Raw genomic sequence first — 24,245 nt, 5'->3', positions numbered from 1 at the left:
ATAGGAAAAAGTTTAAGAAATCAACAAATAATAAAAACGGAAGCACCTCCTATGCCAAAACTGGCTTTTGGATGCACTCCCGAGTTTTTATTTAAAATTTAACTAACTAATTTACTTGTCTCTGTAAACGGACCTCGGCTTACCGTACCACCAATGACCAAGATGTTTTTGGAACCAAGGAACAGCCCAATAATCAAGACCAAATGTGCGTCCAGCGCCATTTAGAAGTGCGATAGAAGCTGGTAATGCCCAGAATTTGTCCCAACCAAGCATAGCGCTTAGTGTAAACATTACTAGGAATCCAGCACTTCCGATACTTACAAGCCAAGTGAATAGACCAACTACCATAGCAAGACCAATTGCAAGTTCAACAAAAGGTACAACTTTTTGCATTACTAGAGCAACGTCAAGGTTTGGCATTAGAAGTTTCATAATCCATTCAAACCAGCCAGGCATATGACTAAGAATTGGAGTAGTTACGTTTGTTGCAGCAGCCCCAGCAGCATCACCGGCAGCTTGACTTGCGCCAGATGTAGCAGCAGTTTGTAGCCATTCGAATGGCATTTTAGAGCTAGTTGCAGTTAACCAAGAGTCAGAACCGATACCGTTAAATAAAGGTTTTAAGTTTGTAATACTTACTTTATCCCATGTAGTTTCACCGTAGATTTTAGAAAGAGCTTCGTCAATCCAGAACCAACCTAGATATACACGTAAAGGAAGAACCCAAAGTACGTTACCGTAACGAGAAGTCCAACCACGGAAAATATTGCGGTGGTCTTTAATGTGGAAGAATTCATGCATGATATATTGCCACATGTAGTAACCACTACGGATACCGAAGAAGTAATACAAGTTAACCATATGTTTCATTAAAATAGCGAACCAACCAGATAAGTGCATTCCACCAAGGTGAGCAACACCGTATTTAGCTCCGATAGAAACCATTACACCATGGTATTTACCTTGGAATGGTTCTTTCTCGCCAGTACCGCTCATTTCAACGATGATGCTTTTCGCTGCAGTTAATGCAGTTTGTTCAGCACCTTCAACGATTTGCGGAGTTGGCTTGCCTTCTTCATCTTCAAAGTAAGCAAGGTCACCAACGACATAAACGTCTTTAAGACCTTCAGCTTCCATATATTGGTTTACTTTCAAACGACCTGCGCGAGCAGATTCCATACCGTAATCTTTTGTATCAGAGTTAGCGCGAACACCAGCAGTCCAAATTAATGTGTTTGTTGGAAGTTCTTCGCCAGATTTAAGTACGATGCTTTCAGGTTTAACTTCAACAATAGCAGCATTTTTCATGATTTCAATACCTTTTTTAACCATGTAACGTTCTGCTTTGTCAGCGTCTCTTCTTTCAAGCATGTTTAGGATTGTTGGAGCAGCTTCTACTACAACTAGTTTAATTTCAGATGCGTCAATTTTGTTATCTTTAGCAAGACGATCTTTCCATTCTAAAAGTTCCCCAACCATTTCGATACCAGTAAATCCAGATCCACAAACAACGAATGTTAACATTGCTTTACGTTTTTCAACGTCTTGTTCGCGAGATGCTTTTGTTACAGTTTCTTCAATATGATTGCGTAATTTAACAGAATCTTCCCAAGACCAAAGTGTAAAGCCATTTTCGCCAACACCAGGAGTCCCGAAATCATTAGGTTCTCCGCCCATACCAAGTACTAGGTAATCAAACGGATAACTTCCGTGCTCTGTTGTTACAACTTTTTTATCATGATCTACATGTGTCACGTTATCAGTTACAAGATTAACTTTTGTTCTATTAAACAAGCGACGTAAATCATATTGAATTGCAGTTGGTTCAACACGACCACCAGCAACCTCATGTAGTTCAGTCATCATTGTATGGTACGAATGACGATCGATTAATGTAATATTAACGTCTTTGTCTTTCTTGTATTTCTTAGCTAATTTCTTAGCAGCGTGTACACCTGCATATCCTGCCCCAATTAAAACGATATTCTTTTCAGGCATATGCTTCCTCAACTCCTTGTAAGTTTATTCACAAAAATAAAATGAGTCCAAAATTCCCCACAGTATTATTATAACCTATCATAGTTTAACAGAAACCTCCCACTAATGTCTAGATAGTAAAGAACAATTCTAATCTAAATTTGAAAAATAGGACTTTGTGCAAATGTTACATAATTAAGCAGGCTAAAAGTCCTTGTTTAACATAGGATGTTAGACATTTTTGTTTGCTATTTTGCTAGAAAAGGTTGGTTTAAGCCATCTTTTGTATATCAATAGTCATTATTTTGAAAATTAGATGAATTATGTCTTTAGAATTACAGTAGACAAAACCGGACGCTGATGGTATCATTTGTATTGTAAAAGTGATATCGCTTTCGCAGACTATCGGTTTGTGTTCACGAAATCACAAACAAAGTTATAATAAACCAAAAGGTGGGAGCAAATATGAAATTGAAAAAAGTAGCAATGGGTATTACCGTAGTAATGGCTTCAAGTCTATTACTAGTAGGTTGCGGTAGTAGCGACGACAGCAGCAAAGACAAGAAGAGCACAGACACAAAACAAACAGAAACAAAGAAAACAGCTAAAACTGACGGTACTATGACTGATGGTACTTACAAATTAGAAGAAAAGAATTTCGACGACAAAGGCTGGAAAGGTTTCATGTCAATCGAAGTTAAAGATGGTAAAATTACTAAAGCTAACTACGATTACAAAAACAAAGATGGCGAATTAAAATCTGAAGATGCAGACTACGAAAAAGCAATGAAAGATAAAGTAGGTACTGGTCCTCAAGAATATTTGAAACAATTAAGCGATTCTTTAGTTAAAAATCAAGCAGCAGCATCTGTAGAAGTAGTTTCAGGAGCAACTCATTCTTCTGACGCTTTCATCAACTATGCTAACCAATTAATCCAAGCAGCTCAAAAAGCTGATACAACTACAATTTCCATCAACAACCTAGCTAAAATGGAAGATGGAACTTATAAACTTGAAGAACAAAACTACGCACATGGTTACCGTGTAGTATTCAGCATGGACGTTAAAGATGGTAAAATTACTAAATCTGACTACAACTATGTTGACAAAGACGGCAAACTTAAATCAGACGACGCTGAATATGAGAAAAACATGAAAGCTAAATCTGGTACTGGTCCAAAAGAATACATCCCAGCACTTAACAAATCTCTTGTTGAAAAACAAGACGTTGCTGCAGTAGACACTGTTTCTGGTGCTACTAACTCTTCTAACCAATTCAAAATCTACGCAGCTCAACTTCAAAATGCTGCACAAAACGGTAACACTGACACAATCAAAGTGTACAACCTAGTAGAAGCTGAATAATTAGCACAATTTATGTACAAAACGGCTGGCCCTAATCTTTAGGGCTAGCCGATTTTTTTATCGAAAAACAGAGGAATTAAGCCTTTTTACTGTAGATTTATTCCTTTTTTTACGCTATAGTTATTCAAGTAAAGATCACGGATTTAGAAAGGTGAAAAAGCTAATGAAGAAATGGAAAATAATAATTTCAGTTATCATATTGGCACTTGTAGTATCAGCGTGCGGAAATTCTAGTAAAGAAACAAAAAAAGAACCAAGCGATTCAAAAAATTTAATGGATCAACCATACTCCAAAACGGATTTTCTGATGGGCACAGTTGTAACGCTTAAAATTTATGACAAAGGCAAAGAAGACGTCCTTGATAAAGGCTTCGATCGAATCAAAGATTTAGCTGCCAAAATTACCACAAGTGATTCAGAAAAAACTTCTGAAGTAGATAAAATCAACGAACAAGCTGGTAAAAAGCCAGTGAAAGTATCGAAAGACGTATACTACTTAATTCAAGAAGGCCTTAAATACTCCGAGAACTCTGGCGGTAGCTTCGATATTACTATTGGACCGTTAACCTCTTTATGGCACATCGGTTTTTCGGATGCTCGAAAACCTTCTCAAGCAGAAATAGACGCAGTGTTGCCATTAATTAACTACAAAGACGTTAAAATGAATGATGAAGATCAAACTGTTTACTTGGAAAAAGAAGGCATGGAACTCGATTTAGGTGCAATTGCTAAAGGTTTCATTACCGATGAAACGTTAAAAGTATTCAAAGATAATAAAGTAACTACCTCTATCATAGATTTAGGCGGAAACATCTACGTTCAAGGCAATAATCCTAATGGCAACAAATGGAATGTCGGAATTCAAGATCCATTTTCTCCTCGAGGAAGTGTTATTGGGAAGCTCCCTGAATCTAATATGTCGATTGTAACTTCTGGTATTTATGAACGTTACCTTGAAGTTGATGGTAAAACATATCACCATATTTTAGATCCGAAAACAGGATATCCGTTTGATAATGATATCGCTGGAGTTTCAATCGTATCTAAAAAATCCATTGACGGCGACGGTCTATCCACCGCTACTTTCTCCAAAGGAATTAAAGGCGGAATGGACTATATTGAACAATTCGAAGGTGTAGATGCTATTTTCATTAGTAAAGAGAAAAAAGTATACGAAACTTCTGGCTTAAAAGGTCAATTCGAATTAACGGATAAAAATTTCCAAATGGACACGCTTGAAAAATAAACTATTATTATAGAAGAAAGTGAGCAGAATTCGATCTGGGTTCTGCTCTCAATAAATTAGAAAAGGGGCTAAAAAGGGGATATGTCAATACCATCGTTTCTAAAGTTGGTTGAAATTCAAACGAAGATAGCCAGTGTTTTTCCGTTTATGTTAGGAACGCTATTCGTTGTATATCAATATGATATGTTCAAACCCATTAATACGCTGATATTTTTCGGCTCTATGCTCATATTTGACTTGACCACGACAGCGATTAATAACTATATGGATTATCGCAAGGCGACAGATAATCATGACTACGATTATCGAACTACCAGCAATGTAATCGGACAAGAGCAAATTCCTGTGCGAACAGTTATTATAACTATTTTCTTGATGTTTTTCATTGCAACAGGATTAGGTGTTTGGTTAGTTTTCCGCACAGATCTTTTAGTGCTCTTAATTGGGTTTGTCTGCTTTTGTATAGGAATCTTATATACATTTGGTCCTGTACCACTTTCTCGTATGCCGTTAGGTGAAATTTTTTCAGGTGTAACGATGGGGTTTGGGATTTTCTTCTTAGCTGTATATGTAAATGCATACGATGCAGGAATCGCGAATTTGCTTTGGCAAGGAGAAATGGTGACGATTCAGTTCAATCTAATAGAAATCATCCGGATAGGTGTGGTATCCTTACCATGTATTTTCACGATTGCTAATATCATGCTCGCAAATAATCTTTGTGATTTAGATGAAGATATTAGGAATCACCGTTATACACTTCCATACTATATAGGGAGAAAAATGGGCGTCCTATTATTTAATGCTCTGTACTATGCTTCGTTTTTAGCAGTGATTATTTCAGTGGCTATAAACTTCTTGCATCCAATCATGCTATTATCTCTTATAACAATTTATCCAGTGTATCGTAATTTAGTGAAATTCAATAAAGAGCAAGTGAAGTCAAAAACATTTGTCATCGGTATTCGTAATTTCGTATTAATTAATGCGACGTTGACGATTTTAATGGCAGTGAGTGTAGCGCTTCAACAATTGACATGAGAAAAGGGGGCTTCTTTGAATGATAGAAAAACTAATATTAGGTCGTTTTGTTCCAGGGGAGTCCTTGATTCATGGTCTGGATGCGCGAACGAAACTTTTAGCAGGCTTTTATTATATCGGTATTTTATTTTTAGCGAATAACTGGTGGACATACGCCTTAATGGTTTTGTTCACACTCATGGTCATTCAAATGACAGGTATCAAGTTAAAAGTGTTTATAAAAGGTGTAAAACCACTTATTTGGCTAATTTTATTTACAGTAGTAATGCAAATACTATTTGCGAGTGGCGGAACGATTTATTTTGATTGGGGTCCATTTACAATCTCTTCATTTGGGCTTTTGAACGGCGTATTTGTGTTTTTGCGCTTTGTCTTAATTATCATGATGTCGACCGTTATCACGCTCACAACGACGCCTATGAACCTGACAGACGCAATTGCTTACATTCTTCGTCCGTTTGCAGTGCTCAAAGTGCCGGTGAACGACATTGCGTTAATGATTTCGGTGGCGCTTCGTTTTATTCCAACACTCATGGGAGAAACGGATAAAATCATGAAAGCGCAGCGAGCTCGTGGTGTGGATTTTGGTGAAGGCAATCTTTTCGAGCAAATGAAAGTAGTTGTCCCAATTTTTATTCCGCTATTTGTTAGTTCATTTAACCGCGCGGAAGAATTAGCAGATGCAATGGAAGCGCGAGGTTATCAAGGTGGCGAAGGTCGCACACGATTCCGAATACTGCATTGGCATTTCGGGGATCTAATTGCTGCATGTATAATGATACTTTTAACTGCGGGACTTGTAATACTAAGAACTTCTTAAAAACATTCGATATTAACGGATGTTTTTTCTTTTGGATAAAATAAGCAGAATGGCTCTGTCAGACAGTTTGAAGATAAACCGAAACCGAGAATCTTCTATATAATAGCTCCAATGAAAATAACTTAAAACTTTTTTCAAAAAGCGGTTGATTACTACCCCTAACCCGTGTATAATAGATAAAGTGCAAATGGACAGGCATTGGTCTGCCCTTTTGACAACGAGCACCCCGGTATTGCCGGGAATGCCCATGTGATGAAGTGAAAGGTTGCTGACACACCCGGCCGCTTTGCCATGGCGGATGTTCAGGTAATTTTCACGGAGAATGTCTACTTTAAAAGTAGGCGAAAAGGAGGGAAAGTAATGGCAAAACAAAAAATTCGTATTCGTTTAAAAGCTTATGATCACCGTATTTTGGATCAATCAGCAGAAAAGATTGTAGAAACAGCGAAACGCTCAGGTGCTTCCGTATCTGGTCCGATTCCACTTCCAACAGAGAAGTCAATCTACACAGTCTTGCGTGCGGTCCACAAATATAAAGACTCTCGTGAGCAATTCGAAATGCGTACACACAAACGTTTAATCGACATCGTTAATCCAACACCACAAACAGTTGATAGCTTGATGCGTTTAGACTTGCCAAGCGGTGTGGACATCGAAATCAAACTATAATAAGAAAATATTAAATTAACAGGAGGTGTGACTCATGACCAAAGGAATCTTAGGTAGAAAAGTAGGGATGACACAAGTTTTCACTGAAAACGGCGAACTTATTCCAGTAACAGTAATCGAAGCAGCACAAAACGTGGTACTTCAAAAGAAAACTGTTGAAACTGACGGCTATGAAGCTGTACAAATCGGTTTCGAAGATAAGAGAGCAATTTTGTCAAACAAACCCGAACAAGGTCATGTAGCAAAAGCCAATACTACTCCTAAGCGCTTCATTCGCGAATTCCGCGATGTAAACTTAGACGAGTATGAGATTGGTGCAGAAGTAAAAGTAGACGTATTCGCAGAAGGTGACATCATCGACGCGACAGGCGTATCGAAAGGTAAAGGATTCCAAGGTGTTATTAAACGCCACGGACAATCACGCGGCCCTATGGCCCATGGTTCCCGTTACCATCGTCGCCCAGGTTCAATGGGTCCAGTAGCACCTAACCGTGTTTTCAAAAATAAACTACTTCCAGGTCGTATGGGTGGAGAACAAATCACTATCCAAAACCTAGAAATCGTTAAAGTAGACGTTGAAAAGAACGTTCTTTTAGTAAAAGGTAACGTTCCAGGCGCTAAAAAAGCATTAGTTCAAATTAAAACTGCTACTAAAGCAAAATAATTCATTTGGAAAGGAGGACTAACGAATGCCAAAATTAAGCTTACTTAAACAAGATGGAACAAACGCTGGCGAAATTACTTTAAACGACACTGTTTTCGGTATCGAACCAAATGAAAAAGTTGTTGTTGATGTGATTTTGAGCCAACGTGCATCCCTACGTCAAGGGACTCACAAAGTAAAAAATCGTTCAGAAGTACGTGGTGGCGGACGTAAACCATGGCGTCAAAAAGGTACAGGTCGTGCCCGTCAAGGTTCAATCCGTTCCCCACAATGGCGCGGCGGTGGTGTCGTATTCGGCCCAACACCTCGTTCATATGCTTACAAATTACCTAAGAAAGTTCGTCGTTTAGCGATTAAATCAATTCTTTCTTCTAAAGTAAATGAAGAAAAATTAGTTGTACTTGAAGGTTTGACTTTCGATGCACCTAAAACAAAAGAATTTGCGGCTTTTCTTAAAAATATCTCTGTAGATACTAAGGCACTAATCGTAGTTGCTGGTGAAAGTGAAAATGTAGAATTATCTGCACGCAACTTACAAGGCATTACAGTTATTCCAGCTGAAAGTATCTCAGTACTAGAAGTTGCTAAACATGATAAATTAATTATCACTAAAGCAGCTGTCGAAAAAGTAGAGGAGGTGCTCGCATAATGGATGCACGCGACATCATTAAGCGCCCAGTTGTAACTGAAGAATCTACAAGCATTCTCGACGATAAGAAATATACATTTGAAGTAGATACTCGCGCAACTAAAACGCAAGTAAAATACGCAATTGAAGAAATTTTCGACGTAAAAGTTGCTAAAGTAAACGTAATGAATTACAAAGGCAAACTTAAACGTATGGGCCGTTATGCAGGTTACACTAACAAACGCCGTAAAGCGATTGTTACTGTTACAGCTGACAGCAAAGAAATTCAATTCTTTGAAGTATAATTCGACTAACTTTAAATAAATCTAACGAGGAGGGGAAACAATGGCGATCAAAAAGTATAAACCTACCACTAACGGGCGCCGGCACATGACTAGTTCTGATTTCGCTGAGATTACTACAAGTACTCCAGAAAAATCTTTACTACGTCCTCTTAAAAAGAAAGCCGGACGCAATAACCAAGGTAAGTTAACTGTTCGTCATCACGGCGGTGGCCATAAACGCCAATACCGCGTGATTGATTTCAAACGTAACAAAGATGGTATTCCTGGACGCGTTGCAACGATCGAGTACGATCCAAACCGTTCTGCTAATATTGCTCTAATCAACTATGCTGATGGAGAAAAACGCTACATCATCGCAGCAAAAGGCCTTGAAGTAGGTCAAACAATTTATTCAGGAGCAGAAGCTGACATCAAAGTCGGTAATGCACTAGAATTAAAAGATATTCCAGTGGGTACTGTTATCCACAATATCGAAATGAAACCTGGTAAAGGTGGACAATTAGTACGTTCTGCTGGAACAAGTGCTCAAGTACTTGGTAAAGAAGGCAAATACGTATTAATCCGCTTAAACTCTGGTGAAGTTCGCATGATCCTTGCTACTTGCCGTGCTACAATCGGTCAAGTTGGTAACGAACAACACGAACTTATCAACATCGGTAAAGCAGGTCGTTCACGTTGGATGGGTAAACGCCCAACTGTTCGTGGATCTGTAATGAACCCGAACGATCACCCACACGGTGGTGGTGAAGGTAAAGCTCCAATCGGCCGTAAATCGCCAATGTCTCCATGGGGTAAACCAACTCTTGGATACAAAACACGTAAGAAAAACAACAACTCCGATAAATTTATCGTACGTCGTCGTAAGAAAAAATAATCGGATCAATAGATTGAATAAAATTGGTAGCAGGATAGCGAGGACATGCGTTCTCAGCTTCCTGACTATGCGAAGGGAGGTTCCGTCATGGGTCGTAGTTTGAAAAAAGGACCTTTTGTTGATGACCACTTGATGAAGAAAGTGGAAGCAGCAGCAGAAAGCGAAAAGAAACAAGTAATTAAAACTTGGTCTCGTCGCTCCACGATTTTCCCAACTTTTGTTGGACAAACAATCGCAGTATATGATGGACGTAAACACGTTCCTGTTTATGTTCAAGAAGATATGGTAGGACACAAACTGGGCGAATTCGCACCAACTCGTACGTACCGCGGTCATGCGGGCGACGATAAAAAAACTAAACGCTAATTTGAGAGGGGGATATCCTAATGGCAAGTGAAGTTACAAGCGCAAAAGCCGTTGCCAAAACGGTTCGTATTGCTCCTCGCAAAGCTAGAATCGTCATTGATTTAATTCGAGGCAAGCAAGTTGGCGAAGCAATTGCAATCTTGAAGTATACTCCAAGATCAGCTTCCCCAATTATTGAAAAAGTATTAAAATCTGCTATTGCTAACGCAGAGCATAACTATGATTTAGACATTAACAACCTTGTAGTAGAGGAAGCATTTGTTGACGAAGGTCCAACACTTAAACGTTTCCGTCCACGTGCACAAGGTCGTGCAAGTGCAATCAACAAACGTACTAGCCACATTACAGTTGTGGTATCTGAAGTGAAGGAGGGATAATTCGTGGGTCAAAAAGTACATCCAATAGGTATGCGTATCGGTGTCATCCGTGATTGGGACTCCAAATGGTACGCGGAAAAAGATTATGCGGACTTCTTACATGAAGATTTACGCATCCGTGATTACGTTGCAAAACGTCTATCTGACGCTTCTGTTTCTCGTGTAGAAATCGAACGTGCAGCTAACCGTGTGAATATCACTATTCATACTGCAAAACCTGGTATGGTTATCGGTAAAGGTGGTTCTGAAGTTGAAGCATTACGCAAAAACTTAAACGAACTTACTCAAAAACGTGTTCATATCAACATCGTAGAAATCAAACGTGCTGACCTAGACGCAAAATTGGTTGCTGAAAATATCGCTCGTCAATTGGAAGGTCGTGTATCTTTCCGTCGTGCGCAAAAACAAGCTATCCAACGTACTATGCGTGCTGGAGCAAAAGGTATCAAAACTCAAGTATCTGGTCGTCTTGGCGGAGCGGATATCGCTCGTGCTGAACACTATAGCGAAGGAACAGTACCTCTTCATACATTGCGTGCCGACATCGACTACGCATGGGAAGAAGCTGACACAACTTATGGTAAACTAGGCGTTAAAGTCTGGATCTACCGCGGTGAAGTCCTTCCTACGAAGAAAAACAATGTGGAAGGAGGAAAATAATAATGTTAGTTCCTAAACGTGTAAAATACCGTCGTGAATTCCGCGGAAACATGCGTGGACGCGCGAAAGGCGGAACTGAAGTTGCATTTGGTGAATATGGTCTTCAAGCAGTTGAAGCTTCTTGGATTACAAACCGTCAAATCGAAGCAGCTCGTATCGCAATGACTCGTTACATGAAACGTGGCGGTAAAGTTTGGATTAAAATTTTCCCTCATAAATCTTACACTTCTAAACCAATCGGGGTTCGGATGGGTAAAGGTAAAGGTGCTCCGGAAGGTTGGGTAAGCCCAGTCAAACGTGGCAAAATTATGTTTGAAATCGCAGGTGTTCCTGAAGATGTAGCGCGTGAAGCATTACGTCTAGCAGCACACAAACTGCCGGTCAAAACTAAGATCGTTAAACGTGAAGAAATTGGTGGTGAAGCAAATGAAAGCTAATGATATCCGTGATTTATCCACTACCGAAATCCAAGATCAAGAAAAAGCTTTGAAAGAAGAGCTCTTCAACCTGCGCTTTCAATTAGCTACTGGTCAATTAGAAAACACCGCACGTATTCGTGAGGTTCGTAAAGCAATTGCCCGTATGAAAACAATCGTTCGAGAAAGAGAACTTGCTTAAAAAAGAATCGTAAGGAGGTTTTAATACATGGCTGACCGTAACCAACGTAAAGTTTATACTGGTCGTGTTGTATCCGATAAAATGGATAAAACAATTACCGTGGTTGTTGAAACGTACAAGAAACATGGTTTGTACGGTAAACGCGTGAAGTATTCTAAAAAATTCAAAGCGCATGATGAAAATAACATTGCAAAAACTGGCGATGTAGTTCGTATTTCCGAAACTCGTCCATTGTCTGCAACTAAACATTTCCGTTTACTAGAAGTTGTAGAAGAAGCAGTAATTATCTAAATCAAAAGTTAAAAATAGATTGTGAAAAGTTGCCGAGTGCAATTTTTCCGACCCGTTATTCTGGAAGGAGGGTGTCCTAATGATTCAACAAGAAAGTCGTATGAAAGTGGCTGATAACTCTGGTGCTCGTGAAGTATTAACTATTAAAGTACTAGGTGGATCAGGACGCAAAACTGCTAACATTGGCGATGTTGTCGTGTGTACCGTTAAACAAGCAACACCAGGCGGCGTTGTCAAAAAAGGTGAAGTTGTTAAAGCAGTAATCGTTCGTACTAAGAGTGGAGCACGTCGTCAAGACGGTTCTTACATCAAGTTTGATGAAAATGCATGTGTCATTATCCGTGACGATAAAAGTCCTCGTGGAACACGTATTTTTGGACCTGTTGCTCGCGAACTTCGTGAAAACAACTTTATGAAGATCGTTTCTTTAGCTCCAGAAGTTCTTTAAAAAATAAGTTCCAAGAAATCAAGGAGGTGCTATACCAATGCATGTCAAAAAAGGTGATAAAGTAAAAGTTATTACTGGTAAAGATAAAGGCAAATCCGGCAAAGTGCTCGCAGCATTTCCGAAAAAGGATCGCGTACTTATCGAAGGAATCAATATGGTTAAAAAACATACAAAACCTTCCAACGTCAACCCGCAAGGCGGAATCTTGAATGTTGAAGCACCAATCCACGTTTCAAACGTAATGCTAATTGACCCTAAAACAGGCGAACCTACTCGTGTAGGATACGAAGTTAAAGGCGACAAAAAAGTACGCGTAGCAAAAAAATCCGGTGAAGTAATAGATAAATAATAGTCGTAGGAAGGAGGGAATATTACATGAATCGCCTTAAAGATCAATATCTTAAGGAAATTGTTCCTGCTTTAATGAGCAAATTCAATTATGACTCCGTAATGGAGGTTCCAAAAATAGATAAAATCGTAATCAACACTGGTGTTGGTGACGCTACAGCAAATGCGAAAGTTTTAGACAGTGCAGTTGAGGAGTTAGCTCTTATCACTGGTCAAAAACCTGTAATCACAAAAGCAAAAAATTCTATCGCTGGTTTCCGTCTTCGTGAAGGAATGCCAATCGGTGCTAAAGTAACTTTGCGTGGTGAACGCATGTATGATTTCTTAGATAAATTAGTTACTGTTTCACTTCCACGTGTTCGTGATTTCCGTGGCGTATCGAAAAAAGCTTTCGATGGTCGTGGTAACTATACGTTGGGTGTTAGAGAGCAACTTATTTTCCCTGAAATTGATTACGATCAAGTATCAAAAGTACGCGGTATGGACGTAGTAATCGTTACAACTGCCAAAAGTGATGAAGAATCTCATGAGTTACTAACTCAACTAGGGATGCCATTTCAAAAGTAATCAAAACTAATTTTAGTAGGGAGGCGAAAACGTGGCTAAGAAATCCATGATCGCGAAGCAAAAACGTACACCAAAATACGCTGTTCAAGCATATACTCGTTGTGAACGTTGTGGTCGTCCACATTCCGTTATTCGCAAATTTAAATTATGCCGTATTTGTTTCCGTGAACTTGCCTATAAAGGTCAAATTCCCGGCGTGAAAAAAGCAAGCTGGTAAGAAAGAGTTTAAGGAAGGAGGGTATTATACATGGTGATGACAGATCCAATTGCAGATTTTCTAACTCGCATTCGTAATGCAAACATGGTTAAACATGATAAATTAGAACTGCCTGCATCCAAAATCAAAAAAGAAATTGCTGAAATATTGAAGCGTGAAGGTTTTATCCGTGACGTTGAATATATTGAAGATGACAATGCTGGAACAATCCGTGTTTTCTTAAAATATGGAGCGACTGGCGAACGTGTAATCACTGGTTTGAAACGTATTAGTAAACCAGGTTTGCGTGTATATGCAAAATCAACTGAGGTGCCTAAAGTACTTAACGGTCTAGGTATCGCAATCGTGTCTACTTCCCAAGGTGTTTTAACCGACAAAGAAGCCCGTGCTAAACAAGTCGGCGGAGAAGTACTAGCATACGTTTGGTAAGAAAAAGTAAACCATAAGGAGGTGCAATAAATGTCCCGTATAGGTAAAAAAACTATTGTGATTCCTGCAGGTGTAACAGTTACACTTAATGGATCAACAGCAACAGTTAAAGGTCCTAAAGGTGAACTTGTAAAAGAGTTCAACCCAGAAATTACTATTAAAATCGAAGGCAACGAAATTAACGTTTCTCGCCCGACTGATAATAAAAACCACCGTGCACTTCATGGTACAACTCGTGCTATTCTTAATAACATGGTTGTCGGAGTTTCCGAGGGTTATGAAAAGAAATTAGAACTTATCGGTGTTGGTTACCGTGCGCAAAAACAAGGCGACAAGCTTGTTCTTAACGTAGGGTACTCTCATCCAGTAGAGTTTGTTGCTCCTAAAGGCGTAGATATTGAAGTTCCTGCAAACACACAAGTGATTGTTAAAGGATACAACAAAGAACACGTTGGCGAGTTAGCTGCAAACATTCGTGCCGTACGTCCACCAGAGCCATATAAAGGTAAAGGTATTCGTTACGAAGGCGAACATGTACGCCGTAAAGAAGGTAAAACTGGTAAATAATGCCGCTTAATTAGGCAAATGAGAGAAGAGGTGAGTCGTGTGATTACCAAAATCGACAAAAATAAAGTACGTAAAAAAAGACATGCTCGTGTTCGTTCTAAGATTTCTGGAACTGAAAGTCGTCCACGTTTAAACGTATTCCGTTCAAACAAAAACATTTATGCTCAAATTATTGATGATGTAAATGGTGTGACACTTGCAAGTGCGTCTAATTTAGATAAAGATTTCGGTTCTGCTGAATCCAAAGTTGATGCAGCAAGCAAAGTTGGCGAACTAGTTGCTAAACGTGCTTCCGAAAAAGGTATTACTTCTGTCACTTTTGACCGTGGAGGATACTTATATCATGGCCGCGTGAAAGCTCTTGCTGAAGCAGCTCGCGAAAATGGACTAGAATTTTAATAAGAAGGAGGGACATATTACATGCCTGAGCAAATTGATGGAAACAAATTAGATTTAGAAGAACGCGTTGTTACAATCAACCGTGTTGCTAAAGTAGTTAAAGGTGGACGTCGTTTCCGTTTCACAGCACTTGTTGTTGTTGGAGACAAAAATGGTCATGTTGGTTTCGGTACTGGTAAAGCACAAGAAGTTCCAGATGCTATCCGTAAAGCTGTTGAGGATGCTAAAAAGAACATGGTGCTTGTACCAACTGTAGACACAACTATTCCACACACTGTAGTCGGACATTTTGGTGGCGGAGAAATTCTTCTTAAACCAGCTAGTGCCGGTTCTGGTGTAACTGCTGGTGGTCCCGTTCGTGCGGTCCTAGAACTTGCCGGTGTTGCTGATGTATCTTCCAAATCGCTTGGATCTAATACACCAATTAACATGGTACGTGCTACAATCGACGGAATTAAACAACTGAAAAACGCTGAAGATGTTGCGAAACTTCGTGGCAAAACAGTAGAAGAATTGTTAGGATAAGGAGGGAATTATCATTATGGCGAAGTTAGAAATTACTCTAAAACGTAGCTTAATCGGACGCCCTCAACCACAACGCAAAACTGTTCAAGCATTAGGTCTTGGTAAAACAAATTCTGTAGTGGTTAAAGAAGATAATCCTGCAATTCGTGGGATGATCACTAAAGTAAGTCATTTAGTGGACGTCAAAGAAGTTTAAGCTTAAAATTATTATGCAATTGATAGAATTTGTTAAATAGGAGGAGGTGCTTGACATGAAACTACATGAACTTAAGCCTTCAGAAGGTTCTCGTAAAGAACGTAATCGTGTTGGTCGTGGAACAGGCTCTGGTAACGGCAAAACTTCAGGACGCGGTCATAAAGGACAAAAAGCTCGTTCTGGTGGTGGCGTACGTTTAGGTTTTGAAGGTGGACAACTTCCACTTTTCCGTCGTATTCCAAAACGTGGATTCACAAATATCAACCGTAAAGAATTTGCTATCGTGAACTTAGATGTTTTAAACCGCTTTGAAGATGGTACAGAAGTAACACCAGAACTTTTAGTTGAAACTGGAATTATTCGTAACGAAAAATCCGGAATCAAGATTTTATCTAATGGAAATATCGAGAAAAAACTTACTGTGAAAGCGAACAAATTCTCTGCAGCTGCCAAAGAAGCAATCGAAGCAGCTGGCGGAAAAACTGAGGTGATCTAATGTTTCAAACGTTAGTTAACTTCTTCAAAGTAGCAGACATCCGTAAAAAAATACTATTCACATTAGCAATGCTAGTTATTTTCCGTATTGGTACATTCGTGCCAGTACCGGGAGTTAACGCAGCAGCTTTACAATCTAGTATGGATGGCGGTATTTTGGGGTTCTTAAATACATTTAATGGTGGGGCTTTAAAAAACTTCTCAATTTTTGCCATGGGTGTAATGCCTTACATTACATCTTCCATTATTGTTCAGTTACTTCAAATGGACGTTGTTCCTAAATTGACTGAGTGGTCTAAGCAAGGGGAAATGGGTCGTAAAAAACTCAATCAACTTACTAGATACATGACAATCGGACTTGGTTTGATTGAAGCTTTCGGTATGGCATACGGATTTAACCGCATGTCTTCAGCTGGCTTAGTAATTGAACCTTCCATTGGTAGATATGCAATTATCGCTATTGTATTGACTACTGGTACAATGTTCTTAATGTGGCTAGGTGAGCAGATCACTGTTAAAGGCGTTGGTAATGGTGTTTCCATCATTATCTTTGCAGGTATCGTTGCTCGTATTCCTGATGGAGTACGTCAATTATATGTATCGCAAATTGAAAACGCTGGTGATCAACTTTTCCTACATGTTCTGACATTAGTTGGTGTAGGGGTTGCGATTTTAGCTATTGTTGTAGCTGTAATCTTCTTCCAACAAGCACTACGTAAAATTCCAATTCAATACTCTAAACGTGTAGCAGGAGCAAAACAATCGGGCGCGCAAGCAACGCACTTGCCGTTAAAACTTAACTCTGCCGGAGTTATCCCAGTTATCTTTGCAAGTGCATTTATTATTACACCACAAACTATCCTTACTTTCTTTGATCAAAGTAACGATGTTGTAAAAGTATTGAAAGACGTGTTTGATTACACAAAACCAATTGGTATGATTTTATATGTTGCACTAATTGTTGCTTTCACTTATTTCTATGCTTTCATTCAAGTGAACCCTGAGAAAGTTGCAGACAACTTGAAAAAGCAAGGTGGGTATATTCCTAGTAAACGTCCTGGTCGGGAAACACAAGCTTATCTTACATCGGTACTTTACCGTCTAACATTTGTTGGTGCAATTTTCCTTTCAGCGGTTGCTATACTTCCAACTATCGGTACTACTGTGTTTAGTTTACCGCAGTCACTTGCCGTTGGTGGTACAAGCCTACTAATTGTTATCGGGGTAGCATTAGATACTACGAAACAACTCGAAGGACAACTTGTAAAAAGGAACTATCGGGGATTTATCAAATAACACGCAGTTCTTGTTAGGGATTCCTAGCAGGAGCTAGCGCGTAATAAGGGGCGAAACAGTTGAAATTAGTATTAATGGGACTGCCCGGCGCCGGAAAAGGCACACAAGCGGAACAGATTGTTGAGAAATACAACATTCCTCATATTTCCACTGGAGATATGTTCCGAGCAGCTATGAAAAATAATACAGAATTAGGACGCAAGGCTAAATCCTTTATGGATAACGGCGATCTTGTTCCTGACGAAGTAACAAATGGTATCGTTCGTGAACGTTTAAGCGAAGATGATGCGAAGGATGGTTTCTTGCTTGATGGTTTTCCGCGTACTGTGGAACAAGCACAAGAATTAGAAAACATTCTAAGTGATTTAGGGACAGAACTTGATGCTGTCATTAACATTGATGTTGAAAAAGATGTTTTAATGAAACGTCTTACCGGTCGCTGGATTTGTCGGACTTGCGGTAAAACTTACCACGAAATTTACAACCCACCGAAAGTAGCTGGGAAATGTGATTTAGATGGTGGAGAACTTTACCAACGCGATGACGACAAGAAAGAAACGGTAGAAAAACGACTAAATGTAAACATGAAACAGACCAAGCCGCTTCTAGATTTTTATTCTGAAAAGGGTAAACTTCATAACATAAACGGCGAGCAAGACATTAAAGACGTTTTTGTAGATGTGGAAAAAATTCTTACTTCTTTTTGAGGAGTAAGCTGTGCTGAATCACTGCCAAAATCAATGCGTGCAAATTAGATTAGTTTGTAGTATAATGGATAATTGGCAGTGGAATTAAAGGCATCTAAGCAAATCATGATGAACGAGAGAACCGTTTGAAGATCATCCGAATGACGTATATGTTCTACCTTGATCTGTTCAGCCGCAATGCTTTTGCGAGTGACAGTTCTTCTGGTTTTTACGGATTTCACTTTTACAGGTTGTCTGAAAAGCTGGCGAAATGTGTTGCCTTTTAATGAAGTGCATCCATTTTTGCATGTTTTACGTTTTTTTCATGTAAGAGAAATAGTTACACTGAAAGGATTAGGCCTGCATCAGGAACAAATCCAAGAATACAAGAAGGAGGTAGCAAACATATGGCAAAGGAAGATGTTATTGAAGTAGAAGGCGTAGTACAAGAAACTCTACCAAACGCGATGTTCAATGTTGAACTCGAAAATGGTCATAAAGTACTGGCAACTGTTTCTGGTAAAATCCGCATGCATTACATTCGTATTTTACCTGGAGATAAAGTGACAGTAGAGCTTTCTCCATACGACCTGACACGCGGAAGAATTACTTATCGTTTTAAATAATTTGCACTCCGAAATTGAATTTATATACCGGTCTGGTTTAACCAGCTTAGAAATTATCGGTTTATAGAGACATTTTCTCTAATAAACAAGGAGGTATATCTATATGAAAGTAAGACCATCAGTGAAACCTATGTGCGAAAAATGTAAAGTTATTCGTCGTAAAGGTAAAGTAATGGTAATTTGTGAAAATCCAAAACATAAACAAAAACAAGGATAAGAGGAGGTGCTTAAGTAAATGGCACGTATTGCAGGTGTGGACGTTCCACGTGAAAAACGTATTGTTATTTCCCTGACTTACATTTATGGTATCGGTAAACAAACAGCTAAAGAAGTTCTTGCTGAAGCTGGCGTTTCTGAAGATACTCGTACTCGTGATTTAACTGAAGAAGAGCTTGGTAAAATCCGTGAAATCTTAGACCGTATTAAAGTTGAAGGTGACCTTCGTCGTGAAGTAAACTTAAACATTAAACGTCTAATCGAAATCGGTTCTTACCGTGGCATGCGTCACCGTCGTGGACTTCCAGTTCGCGGACAAAATACAAAAAATAATGCCCGTACTCGTAAAGGCCCGTCCAAAACAGTAGCAGGCAAAAAGAAATAATAGTAAAGGAGGTAGTTAGTGAATGGCTCGTAAAACAAATACTCGTAAACGCCGTGTGAAAAAGAATATCGAATCCGGTATTGCACACATTCGTTCTACATTTAATAATACGATCGTAATGATTACTGACACACATGGTAATGCTTTAGCTTGGTCAAGTGCAGGTTCCCTAGGATTTAAAGGTTCTCGTAAATCTACTCCTTTCGCAGCGCAAATGGCAGCTGAAAGTGCAGCAAAATCAGCACAAGAACATGGTTTAAAAACATTAGAAGTAACTGTTAAAGGTCCTGGTTCAGGTCGTGAAGCGGCTATCCGTGCACTACAAGCAGCTGGTCTTGAAGTAACAGCTATTAAAGATGTAACTCCAGTTCCACATAACGGATGTCGTCCTCCAAAACGTCGTCGCGTATAAGTGGTCGTTTTCTTTTGCCAATAGTAGATTTTTACTGTCTTAACTATCAAGGCAGAGAGTTTGACATAAAGACTGATATTCTAGACGTTTTGAAGGAGGGTAAATTTGAATGATCGAAATTGAAAAGCCAAAAATCGAGACGATTGAGATCAGCGATGATGCCAAGTATGGAAAGTTTGTTGTAGAGCCACTTGAGCGTGGATATGGTACAACTTTGGGTAACTCCTTACGTCGTATTCTATTATCTTCTCTTCCAGGTGCAGCAGTAACCTCTATCCAAATTGATGGAGCTTTACATGAGTTTTCTGTAATTGAAGGTGTAGTAGAAGATGTAACAACCATGATTTTAAATATCAAAAAACTTGCGCTAAAAATCTATTCTGATGAAGAAAAAACATTAGAAATCGATATGCAAGGTCCTGGTGTAGTGACTGCAGCTGACATTAATTATGACAGCGATGTTGAGATTTTAAATCCCGACTTACACATTGCTACATTAAGTGATAATGCTAAATTTCATGTGCGTTTAAATGCGACTCGTGGTCGTGGTTACACACCTGCTGATCAAAATAAACGCGAAAATATGCCAATTGGTGTACTTCCAGTCGATTCAATCTTTTCACCGGTTATCCGTGTGAACTATCAAGTGGAAAATACACGTGTTGGACAATCAACTAATTATGATAAGCTTACGTTTGATGTGTTGACTGACGGAAGTATCAGCCCAGAAGAAGCAGTTTCACTTGGAGCTAAAATTCTTTCTGAGCATTTAAGTATCTTCGTTAACTTAACAGATGAAGCACAAAAAGCTGAAATTATGATTGAAAAAGAAGAAAGCCATAAAGAGAAAGTGCTTGAAATGACTATTGAAGAATTAGACTTGTCTGTTCGTTCATATAATTGTTTGAAACGCGCTGGAATCAATACAGTACAGGAACTTGCTGACAAATCCGAAGACGATATAATGAAAGTCCGTAACTTGGGCCGTAAATCGCTTGAGGAAGTTAAAGTAAAACTGGCTGACCTTGGCTTATCTCTAAGAAACGAAAACTGATAAAGGAGGCAATTCCATGGGTTACAGAAAATTAGGTCGTACAAGCTCACAACGTAAAGCGTTACTACGTGATCTTGCAACGGATTTAATCGTATTTGAACGTATTGAAACAACAGAAGCTCGCGCTAAAGAGATTCGTAAAGTTGTTGAAAAACTAATCACTTCTGGGAAAAAAGGAGACTTGCACGCTCGTCGTCAAGCAGCTGCTTTCATCCGTCATGAAGTTGTAGAAGTAGTACAAGTAGATGCTAAAGGTAAAGATGGTTCTACTGTGAAGAAAAACCGTCCTGTATACGCTCTACAAAAACTATTTGATGATGTTGCTCCACGTTACGCGGAACGTCAAGGTGGTTACACTCGTATCTTGAAAAAAGGTCCACGTCGCGGTGACGGCGCACCAATGGTTATTATTGAATTAGTTTAATAATAAAACGTTTAAAGCAAGTGGAGTGTCATGATATGGAGACTTCGTGTTTCCTTGTCTAGCTCTGTGTTTCCTAGTCTACTTAATCGTAGGCTAGGAAGCAGGCTTTTTTTGTTTGACCTGTTATCTACGTATAGCAGGTCTTTTTTTCTTGCCTTTATTCGGTAAAACATCTATAGTGAAACCCAAAGATAACCAGTGGAGGGACGAAGAATGCGTGCTTTAACTAACTCGCAAATAGCTCAAAATAGATTACTTAATTCCGGACTACTACAATCAAAATTTCCAAGCGCAGAGGATGCAACTCGAGCGCTATTTGGCATTCAATCGCAATATCAACAATTTGGAGAGGTTAGTTTATTTAATCGTGTAAATAACTTAACTAAAGAAAGCTTGCAAACGACATATGATGACAAAGGGTTAATCAAAATTTGGGGGCAAAGAATGACGGTCCATATGTACACACCCGATGACTGGTTTTATGTCCATGATGTTTATGCGAATAAAAACAATTGGTTAAGAAAGCACGCAGACTCACTGGGACGCGATTTGGACGAGATTTTAGTGCAAATGGAAGAATTGCTCCTACGTGAAGAGAAAGTGTCTAAAGAGTCCTTTGCGGCGCTACTAGGCGATGAAGCAAAAGAACTGATGACCTGGGGTGGAGTTTTCATTCAAGGCTCACTTGATGGCAAGTTGTTTTGTGTGCCAGAAACGCCCAAAACGAGGTTCTATAGCCATAGAAATCAAATTGAGTCAGAGTCAGAAGAAGCTTGGATAACTAATAAGCGAAGTAGAACAGGGTTAGAAACAATGATTGATCGTTATTTTAGTGCATATGGGCCTGCTACAATCCAAGACTTCAAGCATTGGAGTGGCTTGCGAAATAGTGACTTTCAGGAAACCTTAGAAAAGTTACTGGAAAACTATATCTGCTATATCGGTGAAGATGGCAAGAACTATTATAGTAAAACAGAAACTCAAGAAGAGGTGGAAATGGATTCGCCGTTGCTCCTAGGGAAGTTCGATCCGCTTTTCGTCAGTTACGCGAAAAAGAACTGGCTTGCGAGCGAAAAAGAAACAAGTCTTATTTGGCGTATCGCAGGGCAAATTGAAGCTGTATTAATCATAAATGGTCAGTTTTTTGGAACATGGAGATATAAAGTTTCCGGCGACAAAATAGTTTTCAATTTCTATCTAAGTAAAAAACTAACTAAAAAAAGTCAAAAATTAGTAGAAGTAGAAGCGATAAAATTAGCTAGATTCCTACGTAAAGATTATCAAGGTTGCATTTTCGAACAGATATAAAAGAACCCCCACTCTGGCGGAGGTTCTTTTGTTATAAAAACGGCATTTCTGGAAAATAATCCAATGGCAATTTGATGCTTGTAGTAATATTAGGTTTACAGAGCTTACAAACTTGAAATTCGGCTTGCAGAGAAATTAAAAACATCGCGTCTTCATTAGTCATTTTGTCCGATTCAGTGAGCAAAGTAATCATATTTTTCATCGTATTTTTTGTTGCTTTTTCAATAGTTATATCCGAAGCTAAACAAATTAGATGGTGATTATGAATGATAGTCGGCGTTGGAGCTTTACGGTTTTTAAGAATTTGCAATCGTACAGTTACTTCGGCAGGCGCCTCCGCACTAGTTGCAGTAATTTGTCCAAAACCGGCTGTAGCTCGGACGTTCCCGATATGAAGTGAAGCACCATACTTTTCAACAGGTAAAAAGATAGTTGCGCCCTCTGTGATTTCGGAAGCATCAAGTAGGCCACCGTTTTTCGTTGGTGATTTAGAGCTGAAGAGCCCCTCTGTTCTTAGCAGGCCAATGGTTTTAGTTATTGGAATATGAATGTCATCTGAATAGATAATTTGGTTATCTTTGACTTTGTAACAACGAGTAGCGTTACTTGTTAGTAATTCATCAGTTATGCCAATGTTTGGTCCATTTAGCAAAAAGACCTCCGTCCCTAGGAGTTCGATTTTTTCAATGGTTATTGCTAATAAGTCGCCGGGTTTGGCTTCTTCGATATAAATCGGCCCGGTAGTTGGTGAAAATTGCTTCCAATCTAGTTCCCCGTAGTGAAGCTGTTCTTTCTTAATTTGGCCATTGAAGTAGTCTTTTGTTTTTATTTTTACTACAGAGCCATCTTTCACTGTAATCGCAGGTTCCGCTGATTTATCCATTTCAAAAATCGAGCGCTCTGAGGTTACAAAGTTTTTCATTTCATCCCTTCTCTCTATTCTATTTATGGTGACGGGTGAATTATAGCAAAATGGGAAGCTGGAAGTAAATGGATATTATGTGAACAAAATAGGGGTGAAAATACCAGAAATCCTTTGTTTATTCCATTTTTTCAACGGTTACATTGGGAAGTGTTTGGATAAAGTGAAATAGTTCATATTCTTCGTTCTTATTCTTTGTTTTTACAACAATATTCACGCGGATAAAAAGACTTTCTCCGATAATTTCTTTTTCACTTGAGTACGAAACGATTTGTTGTTTGTTTTGTTGGATTTTGTCTGTAACCTTCACTAGATTTTCTTGTTTGTCGGTTGAATAAATAATTGCTGTCGTGTGAAAGGCGAATGATTTGAAAACGATACTCAAGAATTCTAAACCAATTAATGTAAGTAAAGTCGCGGCGATACCAACCCAATACATACCTGCACCAATAGCAAGACCAATGCCAGCTGTGGCCCAAAGTCCAGCTGCTGTTGTTAGACCGCGGACAAATTTCTTTTGAATAATAATCGTACCCGCACCAATAAAGCCAATCCCGCTTACCACTTGGGCAGCGACACGACTTGGGTCAAACGATACATTTTGTATGGTGGCAATTTCGGAAAAACCATACTGAGAAACAATCATAATTAGCGCACTACCAAGAGAAACGAGAAAATGTGTCCGGAATCCAGCTTCTTTCGCCCTGATTTCTCGGTCAAGTCCAATAACTGCTCCAAGGAGACCCGCAACAACAAGCCGTAAAATAAAATCTGCTAACATAGTTATCACATCCTTAACGTTAATATATTCCCTTTGGCATTAA

At 39.1% G+C, this 24,245-nt stretch carries 37 protein-coding genes; 34 read left to right on the top strand and 3 right to left on the bottom strand.

Going from position 1 to position 24,245, the window contains the following annotated elements; translation table 11 throughout:
- Positions 1-111: 111 nt before the first annotated feature.
- Entirely contained in the window at positions 112-1,998 is a 1,887-nt protein-coding gene (locus AB2Q86_RS14075) for an FAD-dependent oxidoreductase (protein WP_003728545.1), read from the bottom strand.
- 444 nt (positions 1,999-2,442) lie between these two features.
- Here AB2Q86_RS14075 and pplA point away from each other — a divergent pair, with 444 nt between their 5' ends.
- From pplA to AB2Q86_RS13905, 34 genes are all read left to right on the top strand, one after another.
- Positions 2,443-3,342 carry an extracellular electron transfer flavoprotein PplA gene (gene pplA, locus AB2Q86_RS14070; protein ID WP_003728544.1) on the top strand — a complete coding sequence of 300 codons (900 nt, stop codon included), beginning with the start codon at positions 2,443-2,445 and terminating at the stop codon, positions 3,340-3,342.
- A gap of 163 nt (positions 3,343-3,505) precedes the next feature.
- A complete protein-coding gene (locus tag AB2Q86_RS14065) occupies positions 3,506-4,588 on the top strand; it encodes an FAD:protein FMN transferase (RefSeq protein WP_012582364.1) in 1,083 nt (360 codons plus the stop codon).
- Positions 4,589-4,669: 81 nt separating this feature from the next.
- Positions 4,670-5,629 (top strand): 1,4-dihydroxy-2-naphthoate polyprenyltransferase, encoded by a 960-nt coding sequence (gene menA, locus AB2Q86_RS14060; RefSeq protein WP_014589142.1) that lies wholly within the window; start codon positions 4,670-4,672, stop codon positions 5,627-5,629.
- A 19-nt stretch (positions 5,630-5,648) separates the two neighbouring features.
- Positions 5,649-6,449 (top strand): FAD export ECF transporter transmembrane subunit FmnA, encoded by an 801-nt coding sequence (gene fmnA / locus AB2Q86_RS14055; RefSeq protein WP_003728541.1) that lies wholly within the window; start codon positions 5,649-5,651, stop codon positions 6,447-6,449.
- 360 nt (positions 6,450-6,809) lie between these two features.
- A complete protein-coding gene (rpsJ, locus tag AB2Q86_RS14050; protein WP_003720954.1) occupies positions 6,810-7,118 on the top strand; it encodes a 30S ribosomal protein S10 in 309 nt (102 codons plus the stop codon).
- Between the two features lie 34 nt (positions 7,119-7,152).
- Positions 7,153-7,782 (top strand): 50S ribosomal protein L3, encoded by a 630-nt coding sequence (gene rplC, locus AB2Q86_RS14045; protein ID WP_003726733.1) that lies wholly within the window; start codon positions 7,153-7,155, stop codon positions 7,780-7,782.
- Between the two features lie 25 nt (positions 7,783-7,807).
- Positions 7,808-8,431, top strand: coding sequence for a 50S ribosomal protein L4 (gene rplD / locus AB2Q86_RS14040; protein WP_003727695.1), 624 nt, complete (start codon positions 7,808-7,810; stop codon positions 8,429-8,431).
- Complete coding sequence (rplW, locus tag AB2Q86_RS14035; protein ID WP_003728540.1) at positions 8,431-8,715, top strand: 50S ribosomal protein L23; 285 nt, start codon at positions 8,431-8,433, stop codon at positions 8,713-8,715. The genes rplD and rplW overlap by 1 nt, the downstream gene beginning before the upstream one ends.
- A gap of 40 nt (positions 8,716-8,755) precedes the next feature.
- The gene (gene rplB / locus AB2Q86_RS14030) at positions 8,756-9,589 is read left to right on the top strand and encodes a 50S ribosomal protein L2 (protein WP_003727696.1); all 834 of its coding nucleotides are present in this window, start codon (positions 8,756-8,758) and stop codon (positions 9,587-9,589) included.
- Positions 9,590-9,676: 87 nt separating this feature from the next.
- Positions 9,677-9,955, top strand: coding sequence for a 30S ribosomal protein S19 (rpsS, locus tag AB2Q86_RS14025; protein WP_003720946.1), 279 nt, complete (start codon positions 9,677-9,679; stop codon positions 9,953-9,955).
- Between the two features lie 20 nt (positions 9,956-9,975).
- Positions 9,976-10,332, top strand: coding sequence for a 50S ribosomal protein L22 (rplV, locus tag AB2Q86_RS14020; protein ID WP_003727697.1), 357 nt, complete (start codon positions 9,976-9,978; stop codon positions 10,330-10,332).
- Between the two features lie 3 nt (positions 10,333-10,335).
- Positions 10,336-10,992, top strand: coding sequence for a 30S ribosomal protein S3 (gene rpsC, locus AB2Q86_RS14015; RefSeq protein WP_003720944.1), 657 nt, complete (start codon positions 10,336-10,338; stop codon positions 10,990-10,992).
- Positions 10,993-10,994: 2 nt separating this feature from the next.
- Positions 10,995-11,429: a 50S ribosomal protein L16 gene (gene rplP / locus AB2Q86_RS14010; RefSeq protein WP_003720943.1), complete on the top strand. Its 435-nt coding sequence runs from the start codon at positions 10,995-10,997 to the stop codon at positions 11,427-11,429.
- Positions 11,419-11,610: a 50S ribosomal protein L29 gene (gene rpmC / locus AB2Q86_RS14005; protein WP_003720942.1), complete on the top strand. Its 192-nt coding sequence runs from the start codon at positions 11,419-11,421 to the stop codon at positions 11,608-11,610. Before rplP ends, rpmC begins: the two co-directional genes overlap by 11 nt.
- A 27-nt stretch (positions 11,611-11,637) precedes the next feature.
- The gene (rpsQ, locus tag AB2Q86_RS14000) at positions 11,638-11,901 is read left to right on the top strand and encodes a 30S ribosomal protein S17 (protein ID WP_003720941.1); all 264 of its coding nucleotides are present in this window, start codon (positions 11,638-11,640) and stop codon (positions 11,899-11,901) included.
- 79 nt (positions 11,902-11,980) lie between these two features.
- Positions 11,981-12,349 (top strand): 50S ribosomal protein L14, encoded by a 369-nt coding sequence (rplN, locus tag AB2Q86_RS13995; protein WP_003723686.1) that lies wholly within the window; start codon positions 11,981-11,983, stop codon positions 12,347-12,349.
- Between the two features lie 37 nt (positions 12,350-12,386).
- Positions 12,387-12,698 (top strand): 50S ribosomal protein L24, encoded by a 312-nt coding sequence (rplX, locus tag AB2Q86_RS13990; protein WP_003728539.1) that lies wholly within the window; start codon positions 12,387-12,389, stop codon positions 12,696-12,698.
- Between the two features lie 26 nt (positions 12,699-12,724).
- Positions 12,725-13,264 (top strand): 50S ribosomal protein L5, encoded by a 540-nt coding sequence (gene rplE / locus AB2Q86_RS13985; protein ID WP_003720938.1) that lies wholly within the window; start codon positions 12,725-12,727, stop codon positions 13,262-13,264.
- 31 nt (positions 13,265-13,295) lie between these two features.
- On the top strand, positions 13,296-13,481 hold the full coding sequence (locus AB2Q86_RS13980) for a type Z 30S ribosomal protein S14 (protein ID WP_003723684.1): 186 nt from the start codon (positions 13,296-13,298) through the stop codon (positions 13,479-13,481).
- Positions 13,482-13,511: 30 nt separating this feature from the next.
- Positions 13,512-13,910, top strand: coding sequence for a 30S ribosomal protein S8 (gene rpsH / locus AB2Q86_RS13975; protein WP_003720937.1), 399 nt, complete (start codon positions 13,512-13,514; stop codon positions 13,908-13,910).
- Positions 13,911-13,940: 30 nt separating this feature from the next.
- Positions 13,941-14,477 (top strand): 50S ribosomal protein L6, encoded by a 537-nt coding sequence (gene rplF, locus AB2Q86_RS13970; RefSeq protein WP_003723683.1) that lies wholly within the window; start codon positions 13,941-13,943, stop codon positions 14,475-14,477.
- A 39-nt stretch (positions 14,478-14,516) separates the two neighbouring features.
- Positions 14,517-14,876, top strand: coding sequence for a 50S ribosomal protein L18 (gene rplR / locus AB2Q86_RS13965; RefSeq protein WP_003739848.1), 360 nt, complete (start codon positions 14,517-14,519; stop codon positions 14,874-14,876).
- A 21-nt stretch (positions 14,877-14,897) separates the two neighbouring features.
- Positions 14,898-15,401: a 30S ribosomal protein S5 gene (gene rpsE / locus AB2Q86_RS13960; RefSeq protein ID WP_003723681.1), complete on the top strand. Its 504-nt coding sequence runs from the start codon at positions 14,898-14,900 to the stop codon at positions 15,399-15,401.
- A gap of 16 nt (positions 15,402-15,417) precedes the next feature.
- Positions 15,418-15,597, top strand: a complete 180-nt coding sequence (gene rpmD / locus AB2Q86_RS13955; RefSeq protein WP_003720933.1) for a 50S ribosomal protein L30 — start codon at positions 15,418-15,420, stop codon at positions 15,595-15,597.
- 55 nt (positions 15,598-15,652) lie between these two features.
- Entirely contained in the window at positions 15,653-16,093 is a 441-nt protein-coding gene (gene rplO, locus AB2Q86_RS13950; RefSeq protein ID WP_003723680.1) for a 50S ribosomal protein L15, read from the top strand.
- Positions 16,093-17,388: a preprotein translocase subunit SecY gene (gene secY, locus AB2Q86_RS13945; RefSeq protein WP_003728538.1), complete on the top strand. Its 1,296-nt coding sequence runs from the start codon at positions 16,093-16,095 to the stop codon at positions 17,386-17,388. The genes rplO and secY overlap by 1 nt, the downstream gene beginning before the upstream one ends.
- Positions 17,389-17,447: 59 nt before the next feature.
- Entirely contained in the window at positions 17,448-18,095 is a 648-nt protein-coding gene (locus tag AB2Q86_RS13940; RefSeq protein WP_003739846.1) for an adenylate kinase, read from the top strand.
- A 386-nt stretch (positions 18,096-18,481) separates the two neighbouring features.
- Positions 18,482-18,700, top strand: a complete 219-nt coding sequence (gene infA, locus AB2Q86_RS13935; RefSeq protein ID WP_003720929.1) for a translation initiation factor IF-1 — start codon at positions 18,482-18,484, stop codon at positions 18,698-18,700.
- 103 nt (positions 18,701-18,803) lie between these two features.
- Positions 18,804-18,917, top strand: a complete 114-nt coding sequence (rpmJ, locus tag AB2Q86_RS13930; RefSeq protein WP_003720928.1) for a 50S ribosomal protein L36 — start codon at positions 18,804-18,806, stop codon at positions 18,915-18,917.
- 18 nt (positions 18,918-18,935) lie between these two features.
- Positions 18,936-19,301 carry a 30S ribosomal protein S13 gene (rpsM, locus tag AB2Q86_RS13925; protein WP_003723677.1) on the top strand — a complete coding sequence of 122 codons (366 nt, stop codon included), beginning with the start codon at positions 18,936-18,938 and terminating at the stop codon, positions 19,299-19,301.
- A gap of 22 nt (positions 19,302-19,323) precedes the next feature.
- Positions 19,324-19,713 carry a 30S ribosomal protein S11 gene (gene rpsK, locus AB2Q86_RS13920; protein ID WP_003720926.1) on the top strand — a complete coding sequence of 130 codons (390 nt, stop codon included), beginning with the start codon at positions 19,324-19,326 and terminating at the stop codon, positions 19,711-19,713.
- 109 nt (positions 19,714-19,822) lie between these two features.
- The gene (locus tag AB2Q86_RS13915; RefSeq protein ID WP_119721747.1) at positions 19,823-20,767 is read left to right on the top strand and encodes a DNA-directed RNA polymerase subunit alpha; all 945 of its coding nucleotides are present in this window, start codon (positions 19,823-19,825) and stop codon (positions 20,765-20,767) included.
- A gap of 16 nt (positions 20,768-20,783) precedes the next feature.
- Positions 20,784-21,191: a 50S ribosomal protein L17 gene (rplQ, locus tag AB2Q86_RS13910; protein ID WP_003723675.1), complete on the top strand. Its 408-nt coding sequence runs from the start codon at positions 20,784-20,786 to the stop codon at positions 21,189-21,191.
- Between the two features lie 213 nt (positions 21,192-21,404).
- On the top strand, positions 21,405-22,499 hold the full coding sequence (locus AB2Q86_RS13905; RefSeq protein ID WP_012582367.1) for a winged helix DNA-binding domain-containing protein: 1,095 nt from the start codon (positions 21,405-21,407) through the stop codon (positions 22,497-22,499).
- 31 nt (positions 22,500-22,530) lie between these two features.
- Here the strand turns inward: AB2Q86_RS13905 and AB2Q86_RS13900 are convergent, their stop codons facing one another.
- Together AB2Q86_RS13900 and AB2Q86_RS13895 are read right to left on the bottom strand one after the other, a co-directional pair.
- Positions 22,531-23,421: an acetamidase/formamidase family protein gene (locus AB2Q86_RS13900; RefSeq protein WP_012582368.1), complete on the bottom strand. Its 891-nt coding sequence runs from the start codon at positions 23,419-23,421 to the stop codon at positions 22,531-22,533.
- Positions 23,422-23,539: 118 nt separating this feature from the next.
- Positions 23,540-24,202: an MgtC/SapB family protein gene (locus AB2Q86_RS13895; protein WP_012582369.1), complete on the bottom strand. Its 663-nt coding sequence runs from the start codon at positions 24,200-24,202 to the stop codon at positions 23,540-23,542.
- Positions 24,203-24,245 lie beyond the last annotated feature (43 nt).

The organism is Listeria monocytogenes (genome assembly GCF_041765605.1).
Taxonomy (GTDB): domain Bacteria; phylum Bacillota; class Bacilli; order Lactobacillales; family Listeriaceae; genus Listeria; species Listeria monocytogenes_D.
This window is presented reverse-complemented; position numbering and strand designations above follow the sequence as displayed.

Bases quoted from the DNA above. Each gene is read 5' to 3' on its own strand.
- AB2Q86_RS14075 (WP_003728545.1), bottom strand. From the start codon at position 1,998: ATGCCTGAAAAGAATATCGTTTTAATTGGGGCAGGATATGCAGGTGTA.
- pplA (WP_003728544.1), top strand. From the start codon at position 2,443: ATGAAATTGAAAAAAGTAGCAATGGGTATTACCGTAGTAATGGCTTCA.
- AB2Q86_RS14065 (WP_012582364.1), top strand. From the start codon at position 3,506: ATGAAGAAATGGAAAATAATAATTTCAGTTATCATATTGGCACTTGTA.
- menA (WP_014589142.1), top strand. From the start codon at position 4,670: ATGTCAATACCATCGTTTCTAAAGTTGGTTGAAATTCAAACGAAGATA.
- fmnA (WP_003728541.1), top strand. From the start codon at position 5,649: ATGATAGAAAAACTAATATTAGGTCGTTTTGTTCCAGGGGAGTCCTTG.
- rpsJ (WP_003720954.1), top strand. From the start codon at position 6,810: ATGGCAAAACAAAAAATTCGTATTCGTTTAAAAGCTTATGATCACCGT.
- rplC (WP_003726733.1), top strand. From the start codon at position 7,153: ATGACCAAAGGAATCTTAGGTAGAAAAGTAGGGATGACACAAGTTTTC.
- rplD (WP_003727695.1), top strand. From the start codon at position 7,808: ATGCCAAAATTAAGCTTACTTAAACAAGATGGAACAAACGCTGGCGAA.
- rplW (WP_003728540.1), top strand. From the start codon at position 8,431: ATGGATGCACGCGACATCATTAAGCGCCCAGTTGTAACTGAAGAATCT.
- rplB (WP_003727696.1), top strand. From the start codon at position 8,756: ATGGCGATCAAAAAGTATAAACCTACCACTAACGGGCGCCGGCACATG.
- rpsS (WP_003720946.1), top strand. From the start codon at position 9,677: ATGGGTCGTAGTTTGAAAAAAGGACCTTTTGTTGATGACCACTTGATG.
- rplV (WP_003727697.1), top strand. From the start codon at position 9,976: ATGGCAAGTGAAGTTACAAGCGCAAAAGCCGTTGCCAAAACGGTTCGT.
- rplP (WP_003720943.1), top strand. From the start codon at position 10,995: ATGTTAGTTCCTAAACGTGTAAAATACCGTCGTGAATTCCGCGGAAAC.
- rpmC (WP_003720942.1), top strand. From the start codon at position 11,419: ATGAAAGCTAATGATATCCGTGATTTATCCACTACCGAAATCCAAGAT.
- rpsQ (WP_003720941.1), top strand. From the start codon at position 11,638: ATGGCTGACCGTAACCAACGTAAAGTTTATACTGGTCGTGTTGTATCC.
- rplN (WP_003723686.1), top strand. From the start codon at position 11,981: ATGATTCAACAAGAAAGTCGTATGAAAGTGGCTGATAACTCTGGTGCT.
- rplX (WP_003728539.1), top strand. From the start codon at position 12,387: ATGCATGTCAAAAAAGGTGATAAAGTAAAAGTTATTACTGGTAAAGAT.
- rplE (WP_003720938.1), top strand. From the start codon at position 12,725: ATGAATCGCCTTAAAGATCAATATCTTAAGGAAATTGTTCCTGCTTTA.
- rpsH (WP_003720937.1), top strand. From the start codon at position 13,512: ATGGTGATGACAGATCCAATTGCAGATTTTCTAACTCGCATTCGTAAT.
- rplF (WP_003723683.1), top strand. From the start codon at position 13,941: ATGTCCCGTATAGGTAAAAAAACTATTGTGATTCCTGCAGGTGTAACA.
- rpsE (WP_003723681.1), top strand. From the start codon at position 14,898: ATGCCTGAGCAAATTGATGGAAACAAATTAGATTTAGAAGAACGCGTT.
- rpmD (WP_003720933.1), top strand. From the start codon at position 15,418: ATGGCGAAGTTAGAAATTACTCTAAAACGTAGCTTAATCGGACGCCCT.
- rplO (WP_003723680.1), top strand. From the start codon at position 15,653: ATGAAACTACATGAACTTAAGCCTTCAGAAGGTTCTCGTAAAGAACGT.
- secY (WP_003728538.1), top strand. From the start codon at position 16,093: ATGTTTCAAACGTTAGTTAACTTCTTCAAAGTAGCAGACATCCGTAAA.
- infA (WP_003720929.1), top strand. From the start codon at position 18,482: ATGGCAAAGGAAGATGTTATTGAAGTAGAAGGCGTAGTACAAGAAACT.
- rpmJ (WP_003720928.1), top strand. From the start codon at position 18,804: ATGAAAGTAAGACCATCAGTGAAACCTATGTGCGAAAAATGTAAAGTT.
- rpsM (WP_003723677.1), top strand. From the start codon at position 18,936: ATGGCACGTATTGCAGGTGTGGACGTTCCACGTGAAAAACGTATTGTT.
- rpsK (WP_003720926.1), top strand. From the start codon at position 19,324: ATGGCTCGTAAAACAAATACTCGTAAACGCCGTGTGAAAAAGAATATC.
- AB2Q86_RS13915 (WP_119721747.1), top strand. From the start codon at position 19,823: ATGATCGAAATTGAAAAGCCAAAAATCGAGACGATTGAGATCAGCGAT.
- rplQ (WP_003723675.1), top strand. From the start codon at position 20,784: ATGGGTTACAGAAAATTAGGTCGTACAAGCTCACAACGTAAAGCGTTA.
- AB2Q86_RS13905 (WP_012582367.1), top strand. From the start codon at position 21,405: ATGCGTGCTTTAACTAACTCGCAAATAGCTCAAAATAGATTACTTAAT.
- AB2Q86_RS13900 (WP_012582368.1), bottom strand. From the start codon at position 23,421: ATGAAAAACTTTGTAACCTCAGAGCGCTCGATTTTTGAAATGGATAAA.
- AB2Q86_RS13895 (WP_012582369.1), bottom strand. From the start codon at position 24,202: ATGTTAGCAGATTTTATTTTACGGCTTGTTGTTGCGGGTCTCCTTGGA.